The organism is Orenia marismortui DSM 5156, assembly GCF_000379025.1.
Lineage (GTDB): Bacteria > Bacillota > Halanaerobiia > Halobacteroidales > Halobacteroidaceae > Orenia > Orenia marismortui.
Genome location: NZ_KB900617.1, coordinates 328,506 through 345,056, shown reverse-complemented (window position 1 = coordinate 345,056; position 16,551 = coordinate 328,506). Strand labels below are relative to the sequence as shown.

The 16,551-nt window shown below is 31.9% G+C and carries 13 protein-coding genes; 11 read left to right on the top strand and 2 right to left on the bottom strand.

Features of this window, described 5'->3' with window-relative positions; translation table 11 throughout:
* The first annotated feature begins 77 nt into the window (after positions 1-77).
* The 5 genes from OREMA_RS0101495 (at position 78) to phoU (ending at position 4,358) form a co-directional block, all read left to right on the top strand.
* The gene (locus OREMA_RS0101495) at positions 78-1,022 is read left to right on the top strand and encodes a PstS family phosphate ABC transporter substrate-binding protein (protein WP_018247518.1); all 945 of its coding nucleotides are present in this window, start codon (positions 78-80) and stop codon (positions 1,020-1,022) included.
* Positions 1,023-1,090: 68 nt separating this feature from the next.
* Positions 1,091-1,984 carry a phosphate ABC transporter permease subunit PstC gene (gene pstC / locus OREMA_RS0101490; RefSeq protein WP_018247517.1) on the top strand — a complete coding sequence of 298 codons (894 nt, stop codon included), beginning with the start codon at positions 1,091-1,093 and terminating at the stop codon, positions 1,982-1,984.
* Entirely contained in the window at positions 1,984-2,841 is an 858-nt protein-coding gene (gene pstA / locus OREMA_RS0101485; RefSeq protein WP_018247516.1) for a phosphate ABC transporter permease PstA, read from the top strand. The genes pstC and pstA overlap by 1 nt, the downstream gene beginning before the upstream one ends.
* Before the next feature lie 12 nt (positions 2,842-2,853).
* Positions 2,854-3,612: a phosphate ABC transporter ATP-binding protein PstB gene (pstB, locus tag OREMA_RS0101480; RefSeq protein ID WP_018247515.1), complete on the top strand. Its 759-nt coding sequence runs from the start codon at positions 2,854-2,856 to the stop codon at positions 3,610-3,612.
* 95 nt (positions 3,613-3,707) lie between these two features.
* Positions 3,708-4,358: a phosphate signaling complex protein PhoU gene (gene phoU / locus OREMA_RS0101475; protein WP_018247514.1), complete on the top strand. Its 651-nt coding sequence runs from the start codon at positions 3,708-3,710 to the stop codon at positions 4,356-4,358.
* 403 nt (positions 4,359-4,761) lie between these two features.
* Here phoU and OREMA_RS0101470 read toward each other — a convergent pair whose 3' ends face one another.
* Positions 4,762-5,271 carry a ferritin family protein gene (locus OREMA_RS0101470; protein WP_018247513.1) on the bottom strand — a complete coding sequence of 170 codons (510 nt, stop codon included), beginning with the start codon at positions 5,269-5,271 and terminating at the stop codon, positions 4,762-4,764.
* 159 nt (positions 5,272-5,430) lie between these two features.
* Positions 5,431-6,552: a tRNA 2-thiouridine(34) synthase MnmA gene (gene mnmA, locus OREMA_RS0101465; protein WP_018247512.1), complete on the bottom strand. Its 1,122-nt coding sequence runs from the start codon at positions 6,550-6,552 to the stop codon at positions 5,431-5,433.
* A gap of 569 nt (positions 6,553-7,121) precedes the next feature.
* Between mnmA and rpsD the strand changes: the two genes are divergently transcribed.
* The 6 genes from rpsD to OREMA_RS0101435 all read left to right on the top strand — a co-directional run bounded on the left by rpsD (position 7,122) and on the right by OREMA_RS0101435 (position 16,381).
* Positions 7,122-7,718 (top strand): 30S ribosomal protein S4, encoded by a 597-nt coding sequence (gene rpsD, locus OREMA_RS0101460; RefSeq protein ID WP_018247511.1) that lies wholly within the window; start codon positions 7,122-7,124, stop codon positions 7,716-7,718.
* Between the two features lie 250 nt (positions 7,719-7,968).
* On the top strand, positions 7,969-9,873 hold the full coding sequence (locus tag OREMA_RS0101455) for an adenosylcobalamin-dependent ribonucleoside-diphosphate reductase (RefSeq protein WP_018247510.1): 1,905 nt from the start codon (positions 7,969-7,971) through the stop codon (positions 9,871-9,873).
* Positions 9,874-10,022: 149 nt separating this feature from the next.
* A complete protein-coding gene (locus OREMA_RS0101450) occupies positions 10,023-10,598 on the top strand; it encodes a TetR/AcrR family transcriptional regulator (protein ID WP_018247509.1) in 576 nt (191 codons plus the stop codon).
* Between the two features lie 60 nt (positions 10,599-10,658).
* The gene (locus OREMA_RS0101445; RefSeq protein WP_018247508.1) at positions 10,659-11,990 is read left to right on the top strand and encodes a TolC family protein; all 1,332 of its coding nucleotides are present in this window, start codon (positions 10,659-10,661) and stop codon (positions 11,988-11,990) included.
* A gap of 15 nt (positions 11,991-12,005) precedes the next feature.
* Positions 12,006-13,268: an efflux RND transporter periplasmic adaptor subunit gene (locus OREMA_RS0101440; protein ID WP_018247507.1), complete on the top strand. Its 1,263-nt coding sequence runs from the start codon at positions 12,006-12,008 to the stop codon at positions 13,266-13,268.
* Positions 13,268-16,381: an efflux RND transporter permease subunit gene (locus OREMA_RS0101435; RefSeq protein WP_018247506.1), complete on the top strand. Its 3,114-nt coding sequence runs from the start codon at positions 13,268-13,270 to the stop codon at positions 16,379-16,381. The genes OREMA_RS0101440 and OREMA_RS0101435 overlap by 1 nt, the downstream gene beginning before the upstream one ends.
* The last annotated feature ends 170 nt before the right edge of the window (positions 16,382-16,551 follow it).

Here is a 16,551-nt window from a genome sequence, read left to right as displayed (position 1 = left end):
TTTGTAACATTTCTTAAATATTAATCTGTTATACTTTAATTAAACATAAATAATTAATAAAACTTGGGAGGAAGAAGATGCTAAGAAAAAAATTATTATTAATAGTTTCATTATTTGCAATAATTACAACACTAACTGCTTGTGGACAACCTCAACAAGGGACTGAGGAAAGCCAACAAGAACAGAATCAAGCTCAAGGTAATAATGGTTATATACAAATAAAGGGTTCAGATACAAGTGTTAACTTAACACAGATGTGGGCAGAAGATTATATGGAGAATAATGATACATCTATTTCTGTAACTGGAGGTGGATCAGGTACAGGAATTGCAGCTTTAATTAATAATAAAGTTGATATTGCTAATGCTTCTCGTGCTATGAAGGATAAAGAAGTAAAGCAAGCACAAGACAATGGTGTAGAAGCAGTAGAAATTGTAGTAGCGATGGATGGGTTATCTGTAATAGTTAATGAAAATAATCCAATAAAAGATTTAACTGTAGATCAAATTGGAAGCATATTCAAAGGAGAGATTACTAATTGGAGTGAAATTGGAGGGCCAGATAAGAAAATAACTACATATGGCCGTCAAAGTAATTCTGGAACCTTTGTTTATTTCCGTGATCATGTTTTAAATGGTGATTATACAGCTGAGATGAATAGAATGAATGGTAATGCTCAACTTGTAGAAGCTGTTAAAGCTGATGAAGGTGCTATTGGTTATGTGGGTATCGGTTATGTAGTTAAGAATGGAAAAGTAGTTGAAGGGTTAAATGTATTAAATGTGGCTAAAGATGATAATTCTGAAGCTGCTAGCCCATTAAAAGCAGAAAATGTAAAGACTGGTGATTATCCATTAGCTAGACCTTTATATCAATATACTAATGGTAAAGCAGCTGGTGCAATTTTAGATTTTATAAAATATGAATTAAGTGAAAAAGGTCAGGAATTAGCTGTAAAAGAAGGTTTTTACCCTGTTAGTCCTGAGTATACAGAACAAAATAAAAGAAATTTAGGTGAATAATAAAGGAAAGGCTCAACATGAGTTGGGCCTTTAAAATTGTTTAAACTTATTGAAAGAGGTGAAATAAATTGAAACGAAGAAGTAAATTTTCTAAGTTTCGAGAGAAGTTTATAGAAAACTTTTTCCTGCTTAATGGAATCTTAGTTATACTAATTTTAGTTGGAATTTTTTATTTGTTATTAAATGAAAGTTTACCAACTTTTAAAGAAGTTAGTATAGTCCAATTTTTTACTAGTGCGATTTGGAATCCTACTGGTTATCATGAACAGAGTTATGGAATCGTTTCTTTGATATTTAGTACAATTGTTGTGACTGTTGGTTCATTACTTTTTGCAGTTCCTTTAGGAATTGCTTGTGCAGCTTATTTATCAGAGGTAGCACCACCTAAAGTTAGGGAAGTATTGAAACCAACTGTTGAAATCTTGGCTGGAATTCCTTCAGTAGTGATTGGCTTCTTAGGAATAGTTTTAATAGGTCCAATGATTGCTAAAGTTTTTGGTTTACCCAATGGATTAAATGCAATTAATGGTTCTGTGTTATTAGGAATAATGGCTTTACCAACAATAATAAGTATTTCTGAAGATGCGATTAATGCTGTGCCAGAAGATTATAAAAAGGCATCGGTTGCTTTAGGCGCTACAGAATGGCAAACATTAGTCAAGGTTACAATTCCAGCTGCTTTATCAGGAATTATAGCTGCTGTAATGTTAGGAATGGGAAGAGCAATTGGAGAAACTATGGCAGTGTTGATGGCTACTGGTAATGCACCAGCTTTTCCAAAAAGCATCTTTTCTTCGGTTAGAACAATGACAGCAACTGTTGGAATTGAATTGGGAGAAGTTGCTTATAATACAACTCACTATTATTCATTATTTGCTATTGGATTAGTTTTATTTATTATGACATTTTTAATCAATTTAATATCAGATTTAGTCTTACACAAGTATGAGGAGGCTGAATAATGTTCTCAAAAAATAATCAACAGAAAATTGGTTTTTGGATCTTAAGACTATCAGCTTTAATAGTTTTATTTATTTTAGGAGTTATACTTTATGATATTATCAGTAAAGGGATTGGAGTAATAAATTGGGAGTTCTTAAGTAAAGCTCCTAAGAAGGGAATGACAGCAGGTGGAATATTCCCGGCGATATTTGGTACCTTTGCTGTTACAATAATAACTGCTTTATTAGCGGTTCCTTTAGGAATGTTTGCAGCGATTTATTTAAATGAATATGCAAAAAAAGGGACACTGACTAGAATTATCAGAATGGCAATTAGAAATCTAGCTGGTGTACCATCAATTGTTTTCGGTCTTTTTGGATTAGCTTTATTTGTACAGATATTAGGTTTTGGAACTTCAATTCTATCTGCAGGGTTGACTTTGGGATTGATGACTTTGCCTGTTACTATTACTGCTAGTGAAGAGGCTTTAAAGACTATTCCTGATAGTTATAGACAAGGTTCATTAGCCTTAGGAGTAACAAAATGGCATGCAATCAGAACTAATGTATTACCTTATGCTATACCAGGTATGTTAACTGGAACTATTCTTGGACTATCAAGAGCAGCAGGAGAAACTGCACCTATCTTATTTACAGGGGCTGCATTCTTTTTACCTTTCTTGCCTGATTCAGTTTATAGTCAATTTATGGCTTTACCTTATCATTTATATGTAATGTCAACACAGCATCATGATATAGCAAAGGTTAGACCTTTGGCTTACGGTACAGCTTTAGTCTTAATAGCATTAGTACTATCTATGAATATGATTGCTATCTTATTAAGATATTGGTTACGCAAAAAAGCTAAAAGATACTAAGGAGGAGACTTTATGGCTAAGAATACTATTGAAGTTAAGGATTTAGATTTTTATTATGGAGATTTTCAAGCTTTACATGATATTTCATTAGAAATACCAGCTAATAAAGTTACGGCTTTTATTGGTCCGTCAGGATGTGGTAAGTCCACTTTCTTAAGAACTTTAAATAGAATGAATGATTTGATTGAAGGAACTAAAGTAGATGGAGAGGTTTTAATAGATCAGAAGAATATTTATCAAGAAGGAATTGATATTGTAGATTTAAGAAAAAGAGTAGGAATGGTATTTCAGCATCCTAATCCATTTCCTAAATCCATCTATGATAATGTAGCTTATGGACCTCGAGCCCATGGTTTAAAAGATAAAGCAAAGTTAGATAAAATTGTAGAAGATAGCTTAAAATCTGCTGCATTATGGGATGAGGTAAAGGATAAATTAGATTCTTCAGCTATGGGGATTTCCGGTGGACAGAAGCAGAGGTTATGTATTGCTCGTGCTTTAGCTGTAAATCCAGAGATACTACTAATGGATGAACCAACTTCGGCTTTAGACCCAATTGCTACAGCTAAGATTGAAGAGTTGATTGAAGATCTGAAAGAAGAATATACAATAGTGATTGTAACTCATAGTATGCAACAGGCTGCTAGAATTTCAGATTACACAGCTTTCTTCTATATGGGGAAATTAATCGAGCATGGTGAGACTGAAAAAATCTTTGAGAAACCAGATAATAAGAAGACAGAAGATTATATTACCGGAAGATTTGGTTAATATTAATAAGAGAATATAGTTATTTAAATTAATGATAAATTTTTTAAGATAAAAACTAATTACTTGCTAAGTTTGAGATAAAAGGGGGGCATAAAATGGTAAGGAAGAATTTTGATCAAAAATTAGAACAATTAAATCAAAATATTCTAAAGATGGGAAGTATGGTAGAAGAAACTATTCATAAGGCTGTAACCTCTTTAGTAGAGCAAGATATTGATTTAGCAAATGAAGTTATTGAAAATGATGATGTTTTAGATGATTATGAAGCCAAAATAGAGCATGAAGCAATTCAATTGATTGCTTTGCAACAACCAGTTGCAAAGGATTTAAGAAGGATTGATATGATTTCTAAGATTGCTACAGATCTTGAAAGAATGGGAGATTTGGCACAGAATATTGCTAAATTCACTAGAACTTTTGAAGGAGAGCAATTAGTTAAGCCATTAGTTGATATTCCAAGAATGGGAGAGCTAGTACAAGGTATGATTAGAGATTCCTTAGAAGCCTTCGTTAATCTAGATGTGGAGAAAGCTAAAGAGGCTGCTAAAAGAGATGATAAAGTAGATAAATTAGATAGTCAAATTTTTAGAGAGTTGCTTACTTATATGATGGAAGATCCTAAAACCATCAAACAAGGTAATATGCTTATGTTTGTTAGTAGACATCTAGAAAGAGTAGGAGATCATGCTACAAATATTTGTGAAAGAGTTATATATATGGTTACTGCTGATTGGGTAAGCTATTAATAGTAAAAAATCTTTGTTAATTTTAACAAAGATTTTTTTGTTTGAGTTTTTAAAATAAAGAAGATAATATTTAGAGTTAACACTATGTTAACATAGTGTTAATCTAATTGTAATTTGTTATTGCTATACTATATTTAAAGTCCCAATAGAGGAGTAAATTACTCTTCTTCCCAAAAGCTCAGCCTATAATAGGCTGAGTTTTTATTTATTTATGTATAAAGGAGAATATAGAAAAGTATAAATAAAAAATTTTCTTTAGTATATCAGTAATTATTAGGGTAGCTAAGTAAAAAATAAGTATTAGTATATAGTGTTAATTTAAATTTATTATGATTAACTAGCATTAAGATAGTACCTATAATATAAACTTAGTAAAAAGGATGGAGGATATCCTCCATCCTTTTTAAATATTCATCCAAGGCCAAGTTTGACTCTCATCAGTTGCATAAAAATCACCTGGATTTTCAAAATAATTAAAGACATTTTCCAAGGATTCATAATGCCATTCTTCTTCCTGCATTAAAGCTTCGAAGAACTTTCTTTCTGTATCATCATTAGTTTGTTTTGCTAATCTTTCATAGATCTCATAAGTATCTTGCTCCAATTCCATAGCATGTCTATAGATATTAGTATTGCTCTCTTTCCAATTTTCACGTTCACTTTCTGAAAAACTCTCAAATACCTTTTGGACTTTACTCTCAATATCTTCAGGTTGATAATCATTTTCTTCAATAGGTTTATTAAAAGCTATCTTTTTGACCTTATCTACATGATCTAATTCTTGAGCTGCTAGGCTTTCTAAGACTTTGCGAGATAAGGGGTTTTCGGCACCGTCAATATGATTATTATAATAATGATAACTCTCTTTTTCCATTTTAATTGCTAGTTTAAGTGATTCCTCTTTAACTGCCATATTATGCTCCTTTCATAGAATGTAATTATAAGTATTAGTTTCTATCTGTTATTTTGTGTAATATATCCACTTTAAAACATGGTAATTGTTAGAAAGAATTTAAACTATAAAATAAAAAAGAAGGACTAATTCATTAGTCCTTCTTAGAGTAATATCTATTTATAGTTTAGCAATCATTTTCTCAACTTCACTTTTTTCTAAAATTCCTTCATTAATAACAGCTCCACCTAAGCAAATATTATCTTTATAGAAGACAGCAAATTGCCCAGGAGTAATAGCACGTTGTTCTTTAGCAGACTTTATTAGTAGTTCGTTATCTGATTTTTTATAAATAATAATCTCTTGATCAGGTTGTCTATATCTAAACTTTGCCTTACACCTAAAAGGAAATTTAGGTGGTTCTCCACTAATCCAGTGGGGATCAACAGCCAAAAGTCCATGAGAGAATAAGAGATTGTGTTCTGCACCTTGTCCAACATATAGGATGTTGTTTTTGGCATCTTTATCTATAACAAAGTAAGGTTCATGTCCACTAATACCTAAGCCTCTACGTTGTCCAATAGTATAGTACATTACACCATCATGTTTGCCTAATACTTCACCTTGCATATTTCTAATCTCTCCAGTCTGTGCTGGAATATATGTGCTTAAAAACTCTTTAAAGTCACGTTCACCGATAAAACAGACTCCAGTACTATCTTTCTTATTAGCTGTTGCTAAGCCAGCTTTTGCAGCAATTTCTCTGACCTTAGATTTTTCTAAATGGCCAAGAGGGAAGATTGTTTTAGAAAGTTGTTTCTGATTTAACATACATAGGAAATAACTTTGATCTTTATTATTATCAACACCTTTTATTAATTGATATTTACCATTAGCTTCTTTAACTTGAGCATAATGGCCAGTAGCTAGATAATCTGCATCTAATTTGAGAGCGTGATTAAGAAACTCCTTAAATTTAATCTCCTTATTACACATTACATCTGGGTTAGGTGTACGACCTGCTTTGTATTCATCCAAGAAATAGGTGAATACTTGATTCCAGTATTGTTTTTCAAAATTAACTATATAATAAGGGATTCCGATTTGATCACAGACTCTTCTAACATCTTCATAATCTTCTTCAGCAGTGCAAACACCATTTTCATCTGTATCATCCCAGTTCTTCATAAAGACTCCGATTACATCATAGCCTTGTTCTTTCAATAACAGAGCTGCTACTGAAGAATCAACTCCTCCTGACATGCCAACTATAACTCTTGTATCTTCAGGTTTTTTATTCATTTTTATGCCTCCTTTCAAGACTAACATCAATTGTATTTTATCCTTAATATAATTAACTTATAGATTTTATAAATTAATACAGTGATAATAATTAGAAAATTACTTCTTTAATGATACTATATTTAATCAATGATGTAAAGTTATGCTGAAGATTAACAGTATAGATCTTTAATTTTAGAATGAAATTTAAGTATATGGCTAAGATAAAGCGATAATTTCGGAGTTAGGCGGTAGGAAATAGGAGGTAGGAAGGCCTTACTAACTCCTATAAACTAACTCCTAGCACCTAAGAATGTCACTTTAGATTTGAATGACTATATTCTTTTAAAATTGATATAATAAAGGGGGACTTAGTAGAGGTGAAATAAATTTTAATTAGCATGTATTTTTATTCCTTTTATGATTCATAATATAAAAGATAATATACTAGAATAAAAAAACAAAAAAGATAACAATAATCATTTTCAAAATACTAATCTTATGTTATAATAATATATGGAATTTAAAAGGGAGATTACCGCGGCAGGTATAAAAATAAAATTATAATTTACAAGGGGGATAAGATAAAGTTGGCAAATATGAGAGGTCCACGTTTCAAAGAAGCTAGAAGGTTAGGGCTAAATGTTCATGGTCATCCTAAAGCTATGAAGCGTGCAGATAAAAGATCAAGAAGAGATGCTAGGAAACTATCAGAATATGGTAAACAATTATTAGAGAAACAAAGACTAAGAGCTTATTATGGAGTAATGGAAAAACAATTTCTTCGTTATGTGAATCAAGCTATGAATGAAGAAGGAATTACAGGTGAAGTTTTAGTAAAGAAATTAGAAACTAGATTAGATAATTTGGTGTATAGAATTGGTTTTGCCAGATCAACACGTCAAGCACGCCAATTAGTAAGTCATGGACATATACTTGTTAATGGTAAAAAAGTAGATAGACCATCTTATGCAATAGAAGTTGGAGATGTAATTACATTAAAAGAAAGTTCTAGAAAAAATGAACTCTTTACAGAGAATTTTTCAGAAAGACATTTAGAAGAATTACCGTATATTAAACGAGATATGGAAAACTTTAGTGGAGAATTAATATCGATGCCTAATAGAGAAGATGTTCCTATCGAAATTGATGACCACTTAGTAGTAGAATTCTATTCACGTAAATAGTTTATATTTCTCTATCTTAATAAAAAAGGCAAGGGCTTCCTTGTCTTTTTTTATTTTTTATATTAAAATAATATATTAGAAATGCTAAGAAAATAAAATTTAAATAAAATGAAGGAATTTATCCTGATAGAAAGAATACTATATATTGTGTTAGTTTAAATCTAAGGCACAATATATAGTGTTTTTTGTTTACATATTACTAAACTTCATTATTCGAATATTTAGATTTAAAATAAAGGAGGAGTATTAAGTGTTACCAGAATGGAATAAACAGAGACAGGCAGTGTTTGAGGACAGATATGCTTTAAAAGACAAGAATGGGAATTTAACTGAAGATATCCCTCAAGAGATGTGGGAAAGGATTGCAAAGGTTTTATCAAAGGAAAATAATGATTTATATGATGAATATTATAATGTTTTAAAAGACTTTAAATTTGTACCTGCAGGAAGGCAGTTAGCTGGAATTGGTAATCAAGGTGAGGCCACCTTCTATAACTGTTATGTAATTCCTTTTCATAATAAGACAAATAATGAGGAGGGCTTAGATAGTAGAGGTGCTATTATGGATACTATCTCATCTTGTGTAGAGATATCTGCTCGTGGTGGTGGAGTAGGTCTAAATTGGTCAGTATTAAGGCCGCGTGATTCATATGTTGCTGGAGTAAATGGTAAGTCAAGTGGTACTGTAAGTTGGATGAAAGCTATGAATGGCGTTATATTACAAGTTAGCCAGGGTGGAAGTAGAAGAGGAGCACAAATGTATCTATTAGAGGATTGGCACCCAGATGTATTAGAATTTATAAAAGTTAAAGAGGATTTAGAAGAGTTAAATGGGGCTAATCTGTCAGTGGGAATTTCTGATGAATTTATGAAGGCTGTAAAGAATGATGGTGATTGGGTGCTTAAGTTTCCTGATACAAGTTATTCAAAATATAATGAAGAGTGGGATGGAAATATTAAAAAGTGGGAAAATAAAGGTTATCCAATAAAGCACTATAAAACGATCAAAGCTAGAGAAATGTGGGATTTGATTTGTAGGTTGGCGTTAAAGGTGGCTGAACCTGGTGTTGTATTTTTAGAAAGATATAACAAATGGTCAAACACTAGAGGTGTAGAAAGAATTATTGGAACTAATCCTTGTGGAGAACAAGGCTTAGGTGGATGGAGTGTGTGTAATTTAGGTTCTATTAATTTGATACATTTTGTAGATGAGGATGGAGAAGTTAAGTGGGATGAATTAAAGGCTACTGTGAGAACGGGAGTTAAGTTTTTAGATCAAATTATAGATGAAAATGATTATATTTATCCTCAAATTGAAGAAAAGCAGAGTGTAATTAGAAGAATTGGTTTAGGGACTATGGGTCTTGCTGATGCAATGTTATTAGCTGGAATTAAATATGGATCTGATGAATCTTTAGAATTTATAGATAAAGTATACTCTTTTATCAGAGATACTGCTTATGAAATGAGTGCAGATCTGGCTCAGGAAAAAGGAGCAGCTCCAGGGTTTAAAAAAGAAAGATATCTAAATACTTACTTCATTAAGCAATTACCGGAAAAAATTAGAGCAAAGATAGCTAAATATGGAGTTAGAAACTTATCTATTCTTACTCAAGCTCCAACAGGAACTACGGGAATGTTGGCTGGAGTTTCTTCTGGTATAGAGCCTAATTTTAATTGGGAATATTATAGGCAAGATAATTTAGGAAGAAGAAAGGTCTATCATTGGCTAGCACAGGAGTATAAGAATCAAGGTAAAGATTTACCTGATTATTTTGTAACTGCTCCTGAACTATCTCCTCTAGAACATATTAGGGTACAGGCTAGAATTCAACAATATCTTGATTCAAGTATAAGTAAAACGGTAAATGCTCCAAAAGATCATAGTATTGAAGAGGTAAAGACATTATATATGCAAGGCTATGAGTTAGGATGTAAAGGAACTACTTATTATCGAGAAGGTTCTAGAAGTGGTGTATTGGTAAATGATAATGAAGAGAAGGATAAAAAAGATAAAGTAATAGAAATTAACAAGGAAGATAAATTAGAGGTTGAAGATGGATTTGCAAAGTGTCCTAGCTGTGGTGAGTATTCTATGGGAATGCAGGAAGGATGTAATTTTTGCTTAAGTTGTGGACATTCCAAATGTAGTTAAACAAAAATAGCTTAGTGGAAATATTTCCACTAAGCTATTTTTGTTTGACATCTTATTAAAAGCTTGCTATAATCAGAATATGATTGACTAGTTAGTCAATTGAGTTTGGTTCAATTAAATTCTAGCAGATGGGAAGAGGGGCTACATAGATGGGTAAAGAGGATAAAAAAAATAGAATAATTCAGGCGGCTATAGAATTATTTGAAGAAAGAGGATATCATAAGACTAAGGTAAGTGAGATAGCCGATCTTGCACAGGTTGCTAAAGGTACAGTTTATTGGTATTTTGAAAGTAAGAAGGAATTATTTGAAGCAACTGCAGTATCAAAGATGAATGAGATTGACCAGATGGTAAATAATAATATATTAAAATTTAATGATCCAATTGAAAAATTAAGGTCAATAGTGGTATCAGTTCTTAATTTTATTGAAAAGAATAAACGTGGTGCTAGGATGTTTAGAGAAAGTAGTATTGCTATAAGTAAAGAATTTAAAGAAATTATAATTAATTATAATCAAAATCGAGTTGAGTTGATTTCAACTATTATTGATCAGGGGATAAAGGAAGAAAAAATAAAATTAAATATTGATAGTCAAGATGCAGCTAGGATATTATTAGGAATAGTTAGTTCCTTTAATCCACATTTTTATCAAGGACAAAATGGTAAAGTTACGGATAAGGTCGATATTATTATGGAAATTTTCTTGAAGGGTATAGCAAGTTAGTTGCTATATTTTTTAGATAAAACTGACTATATGGTCAAGAATTAGGAGGTATTAGATTAGATGAGAAATAAATTAGTTATATTAACAGTTATTTGTATTTTATTTACGACAGTAGGGAGTTATGCTGCTGAAGAGAATGGAAAAATTGTTTTAAATAAAGAAGAAGCAATAGAAATAGGATTAAAGCAGAATCCTGAAATAATCAAGATTGAACAAGAATTAGAGATAGCTAAGGATAAAGTAAAAGAAGCTAGAGCAGGATTTCTTCCTAAATTAAATCTAAGTAGTAGTTATACTAGATTAGGAGAAGAACCTGAAAATCCAATTATGGAGGGATTGATATCTGAAGGAATACTTTCATCTGCACAGTCAGCTGGGTCTTCATTAAATAGTTATAGCTTTAAATTAGACTTAAATCAGCCTCTTTACACTGGGGGGAGAACAACAGCTACTTATGAACAGGCTAAAAAAGGTTTAGAGATTGCAAAATTAAAAGCTAGGCAAAAAAGGCAAGAAATAAAAGAAGAGATACTGAATAAATATTATGGTGTATTAAAAACTAAAAAGATGGTAGAAGTTAGTGAGCAGAATATAAATAAAATTTCTCGTTATGTGGAGATTGCTAAAGCCAATAGGGAGGTTGGTATCTTTACTAATACAGATGTTTTACAGGCTAGAGTAAATTTATATAGAGCAAAGCAAGGGCTATTAAAAGCCCAAAATGGACTTAAACTAACTAAACTTAGTTTGAAGAATGCCTTAAATCTAGAAAATGATGTTGAGGTAACTGTGAATGAAGAACTTAAATGGGAAGATATAGAACTGAACCGAGTAGAAGTAAAGGAATATGCTTTTTCCCATCGTCCAGACCTAAAATTATTAGAGCTATCTGAAGACAAAGTAGAGCTTGGTGTCAAATTAGCCAAAAGTAGTAGATATCCAACTCTTAATCTATTTGGTAATTATAATACTACTGATGATAGCTTTACAGTTTCCGATGGTGATTGGCAAGTAGGTTTGATGCTTAACTATAACTTATTTGATGGGGGAGCTAAAAGTTCTAAGGTTAAGCAGGCTACTAAGGAATTAGAGAAATTTGAAACTACTAAAGAACAATCTATAGATGCTATAGAATTAGAAATTGAAAGTAGTTTGTTAAAAATATCTGAAGCCAAACAGAGTATTCAATTAATGCAACTTAGTTTGACTGAAGCCAAAGAAAATCTTAAAGAAACTGAATTGAAATATAAAGAAGGAATTGTAACTAGTTTTGATGTATTAAATGCTCAAACTACTTTACAAGAGGTTAAAACTGATTATTATGAAGCTATTTATGATTATAATTTAGAGATAGCGAATTTAGAAAGAGCAATGGGTAAGGCGGTTAATTAATAAGGGGGTAATGGTATGAAAATTTTAAGCAATAAGAAACTAGTAGTAGTCTTATTAATAGCTATATTAAGTTTTTCAATAATTGGATGTGGGAAAAAAAATGAAGAGACTATAGCTAATCAGAAGGAAGAGAAGCCTAAAATACCAGTAGAAAGCATAACTGCTAAAGCAGATCAACTGTCAGATTATGTAACTGTGGTAGGGTCTACAGAGGCAAGTAAATCAGTCCAGCTTACTCCACAGGTACAAGAGGAAGTAGAGAAGGTTTATGTTAAAGTTGGAGATAAGGTAAATAAAGGTGATAGATTATTAGTCTTAGATAAAGATACTTTAAAAATTCAAGTAGAGCAAGCAGAGGCAGGATTAAAGGCTGCTCAAGCGAATTTAGATAAGGCCTTAAGGGGAGCTAGAGAAGAAGAAATAGCACAATTAAAGGCTCGACTAGAGCAAGCTAAAGCTTCTTATGAAGAGACTGAAAAAGCTTATAACAGACAAGAAACACTTTATAAGCAACATGTTATTTCTGAGCAACAATTTGAATCAATGAAAAGTAAATATATAGCAGCCAAGAGTGGATATGAGACTGCTAAGCAGAGTTTAAAATTAGCCCAAAATGGTGCAACTGAAGAAGAAATTAAGGCTTTAGAGGCACAAGTATCTCAGGCTAAAGCTTCTTATCAGGCAGCCAATATAAGATTAAGCAAAGCGGAAATTAAAGCTCCAATTTCAGGGATTATTTCAGCTGTAAATATAGAAGAAGGAGAGATGGCAGGAGGTCAGCCGGTAATAGCTATTGCTAATATTGATCAAGTAAAAATTGTAGCTTATGTAAGTGAGAGAAATATTAATAAGGTCAATCTTGGCGATAAAGTAGAGGTCGATTTTAATGCATTAGAAAGATTAGTCACTGGTAGAGTTGATAGTATAAGTCCAGTAATGGATCAACAGAAAAAGGCCTTTCCAGTTGAAATAATAATAGATAATCAAGATAATTTAATTAAGGGTGGAATGTATGCAGAAATTAATTTGGTATCTGAAAGGATAAATAATAAAGTTGTGATACCACAAGAGTCAATATTTGAAGAAGCAGATATAGAGTATGTTTATATCATTAAAGATGGGGCTGCAGAAAGAAGAAAAGTTGAAACTGGATTATCTGCCGCAGGAAAAGTTGTTATTTTAAGTGGTATCAAAGAAGGAGAAGAAGTAGTGGTTACTGGACAAGAAGATTTAGGAGCAGGAGCTAAGGTGCAGGTAGTCAATAGAGGTGATAACTAATGAAAATATCTGATTTTTCAGTAGATAGACCTGTTACAATCAGTATGATTGTTTTAGCTGTATTATTGATAGGAATTGTTTCTTTAACTAGATTACCAATTGATCTGTTGCCAGAATTGGATTTACCTTATGCTGTAGTTAGTGTAAATTATGAAGGAGCAGGTCCTGAGGAAATAGAAAATTTGATTACCAAGCCAGTAGAAGAATCTATCGCAACAGTTGATAATGTAAAGAATTTAATCTCTATAAGTGACCCTGGTAGTTCATTGGTAATAGTAGAATTTGATTGGGGAACTAATTTGGATTTTGCTACTTTAGATATGAGAGAAAAGGTTTCTCTAATTGAAGATTATTTGCCAGAAGATGCAGATAAACCAATGGTTCTAAAGTTTGACCCGACTCAAGAACCAATTATGAAGATGGGACTATCTGGGGATGGTACTTTAGATAATTTGAAAAGAATTGCCGAAGATGTTTATAAACCTAATTTAGAGAGAATTTCTGGAGTGGCTTCAGTAGATATTTCTGGGGGACTGGAAAGAGAGATTCATATAAATGTTAATCAAGAGAGATTAACAGCTTATGGTCTAACTTTAAATAGTATAGCTTCTGCTATTAGATCATCAAATTTGGATATGTCTGGTGGTACAATTCAACAAGGTGATAAAGATTTATTAGTTAAAACAACTGGTGAATTTGATAATGTAGAAGAGATTAGAGATTTAGAGATTATGACTCCACAGGGTCAGAACATTACTTTAAGCAATATTGCGACCGTTGAAGATACTGAAGAAGAGGCTAAATCTTATACTTATTTAAATGGTGAAAAGAGTATTGGTTTAGCAGTACAAAAGCAGAGTGGAGCTAATACAGTTCAGGTTGCTAATGCAGTAGAAAAAGAATTAAAAAAATTGAGCAAGCAGATAAAAAGTGATGTTAATATTGAAATAGTTGTTAACCAAGCAGATTTTATTGAAGATGCAATTAATAATGTTAAGAGAAATGCTGTTGTTGGTGGTGGATTAGCAATATTTATTCTACTATTATTCTTAAAGAATATTAGAAGTACAATTGTTATTGGTACAGCAATCCCTATTTCGATAGTAACAGCTTTCGTAATGATGTATTTTGCTGATTTAAGTTTAAACTTAATGACTCTAGGAGGAGTTGCTCTAGGAATAGGGATGCTCTTAGATAATGCTATCGTTGTATTAGAGAATATTTATCGCCATCGACAAGAAGGAGAAGGTAAATTTGAAGCTGCTAAAAAAGGTACGGCTGAGGTAGGTACTGCGGTATTAGCCTCCACCTTAACTACTGCTGCTGTATTCTTACCAATAGCTTATGTAGAGGGTTTGGCATCTGAAATTTTTGGACCTTTAGCCTTAACAGTTACCTTTTCATTATTTGCATCATTATTGGTAGCTTTAACCTTAATTCCAATGTTATCTTCAAAATTATTAAGGGTTAAAAAAGAGTTTGATAATCCAGACCAAGAGTTTCAATCAGGAAAAGTAACAAGATCTTATAGATCATTATTAGAAAAATCCTTGAACCATAGATTTATAGTAGTTGGATTACTTATTGTAGGTCTAGTATCTTTTGGTTTAGGTGTAAAAACAGGTATAATTCCTTTGAAAACAGAATATATGCCTAAGACAGACCAAGGTCTATTCACAGTAAGTATAGATTTACCTGAAGGTAAGATACTAGAGAAGACTGATAATATAACTAAGAAAATTCAGACTTATATCGATGAGATTCCAGAAGTTGATATAGTCTATACTAATGTTGGTATTAATGGTGGATTAGGTGCTTCTGAATCAAATAAAGCTAATATATCAGTACAGTTAGTTGATATTAGTCAAAGAGAGAGAAGTACTAGTGAAGTAGTAGAAGACTTAAGATCCAAAGTCAAAGGTATTGCTGGAGCTGATATTAAAGTTGTTGCTCAAACCTCTATCTTAGGTGGGGGTGGTGGTAACCGGGCTCCAATTGAAGTTAAAATTCAAGGATCTGATCTGAATAAATTAACTGAAATTGCCAATACTGTTGCTGATGAAGTTAGAAAGGTAGATGGAACTAGAAATGTAGAGTTGAGTCTTGATAAAAGTAGACCGGAGATTCAAGTTGATATCGATAGAAAATTAGCTAAGAAATTAGGTTTCAACCAATCACAAGTTGCCTCTACAGTACAGACTGCAATTAAAGGTAAAGTCGTTAGTCAGTACAAAGAAGGTGGAGAAGAGTATGATATCTTATTACAATTAGAAGATAAGGAAGTAGGAACTATTAATAGATTAAAAGATTTAAAAGTTACTTCTTCCAAAGGTATCACAGTACCCTTGTCACAAATTGCTGATGTTAAATTCTCTAATGGACCAACGACTATTGAACGTGAAAATCAGGAGCGTATGATTCGAGTATTGACTCGCTTCTATGGACGTTCATTAGGTGAGGTTCAACAGGATATTGAAAAGAGAGTAGATAAGCTTAGTATTCCAACTTCTTATCGATTAGAATATGGTGGAGAAAGTAAAGATCAAAAAGAGTCTTTTGGTGATTTAGGTTTTGCCTTAATTCTTGCTATAGTATTAGTCTATATGGTTATGGCATCTCAATTTGAATCTTTAATCTATCCATTTATTATTATGTTTACTGTACCATTAGCTTTAGTTGGTGCAATATTAGGTTTAGCAGTTTCTGGACTTTCCTTAAATGTTCCAGGAATTATAGGGATTATTATGTTAGCAGGTATTGTGGTTAATAATGCTATTGTATTAATAGATTACATTAATCATAGAAGAGAAGAGGAAAGTAGAAAAGAGGCCATTTTAAATGCTGGACCAATTAGATTAAGACCAATTATGATGACCACTTTAACTACAATATTAGGTTTATCACCAATGGCATTAGGAATTGGTAAAGGAGCAGAAGCTCAACAGCCAATGGCTGTAGTAGTAGTTGGCGGACTATTATTCTCTACTATTCTAACTCTAGTGATTATTCCTACTATTTATTCAATTATTGATGATATTTCTACTTGGATAAAAGGAAAATTAAGAAGATTGTTACATGGACGTGAAGAAGTAGAAGAAAATATAGAAGCCTAATAAAAGGTAAAAAAGGAAGTGAGTAAAAACTCACTTCCTTTTTTTCATTATTAAGATTTGTATTTTATGATTTAGATTATTAAAATATGATTATAAAGTGAGCAGTAACTAGTAATAGATGACAGTTTAACTTATTTACTGCGTACTTGTCACTCTTCACTAGTTACTGA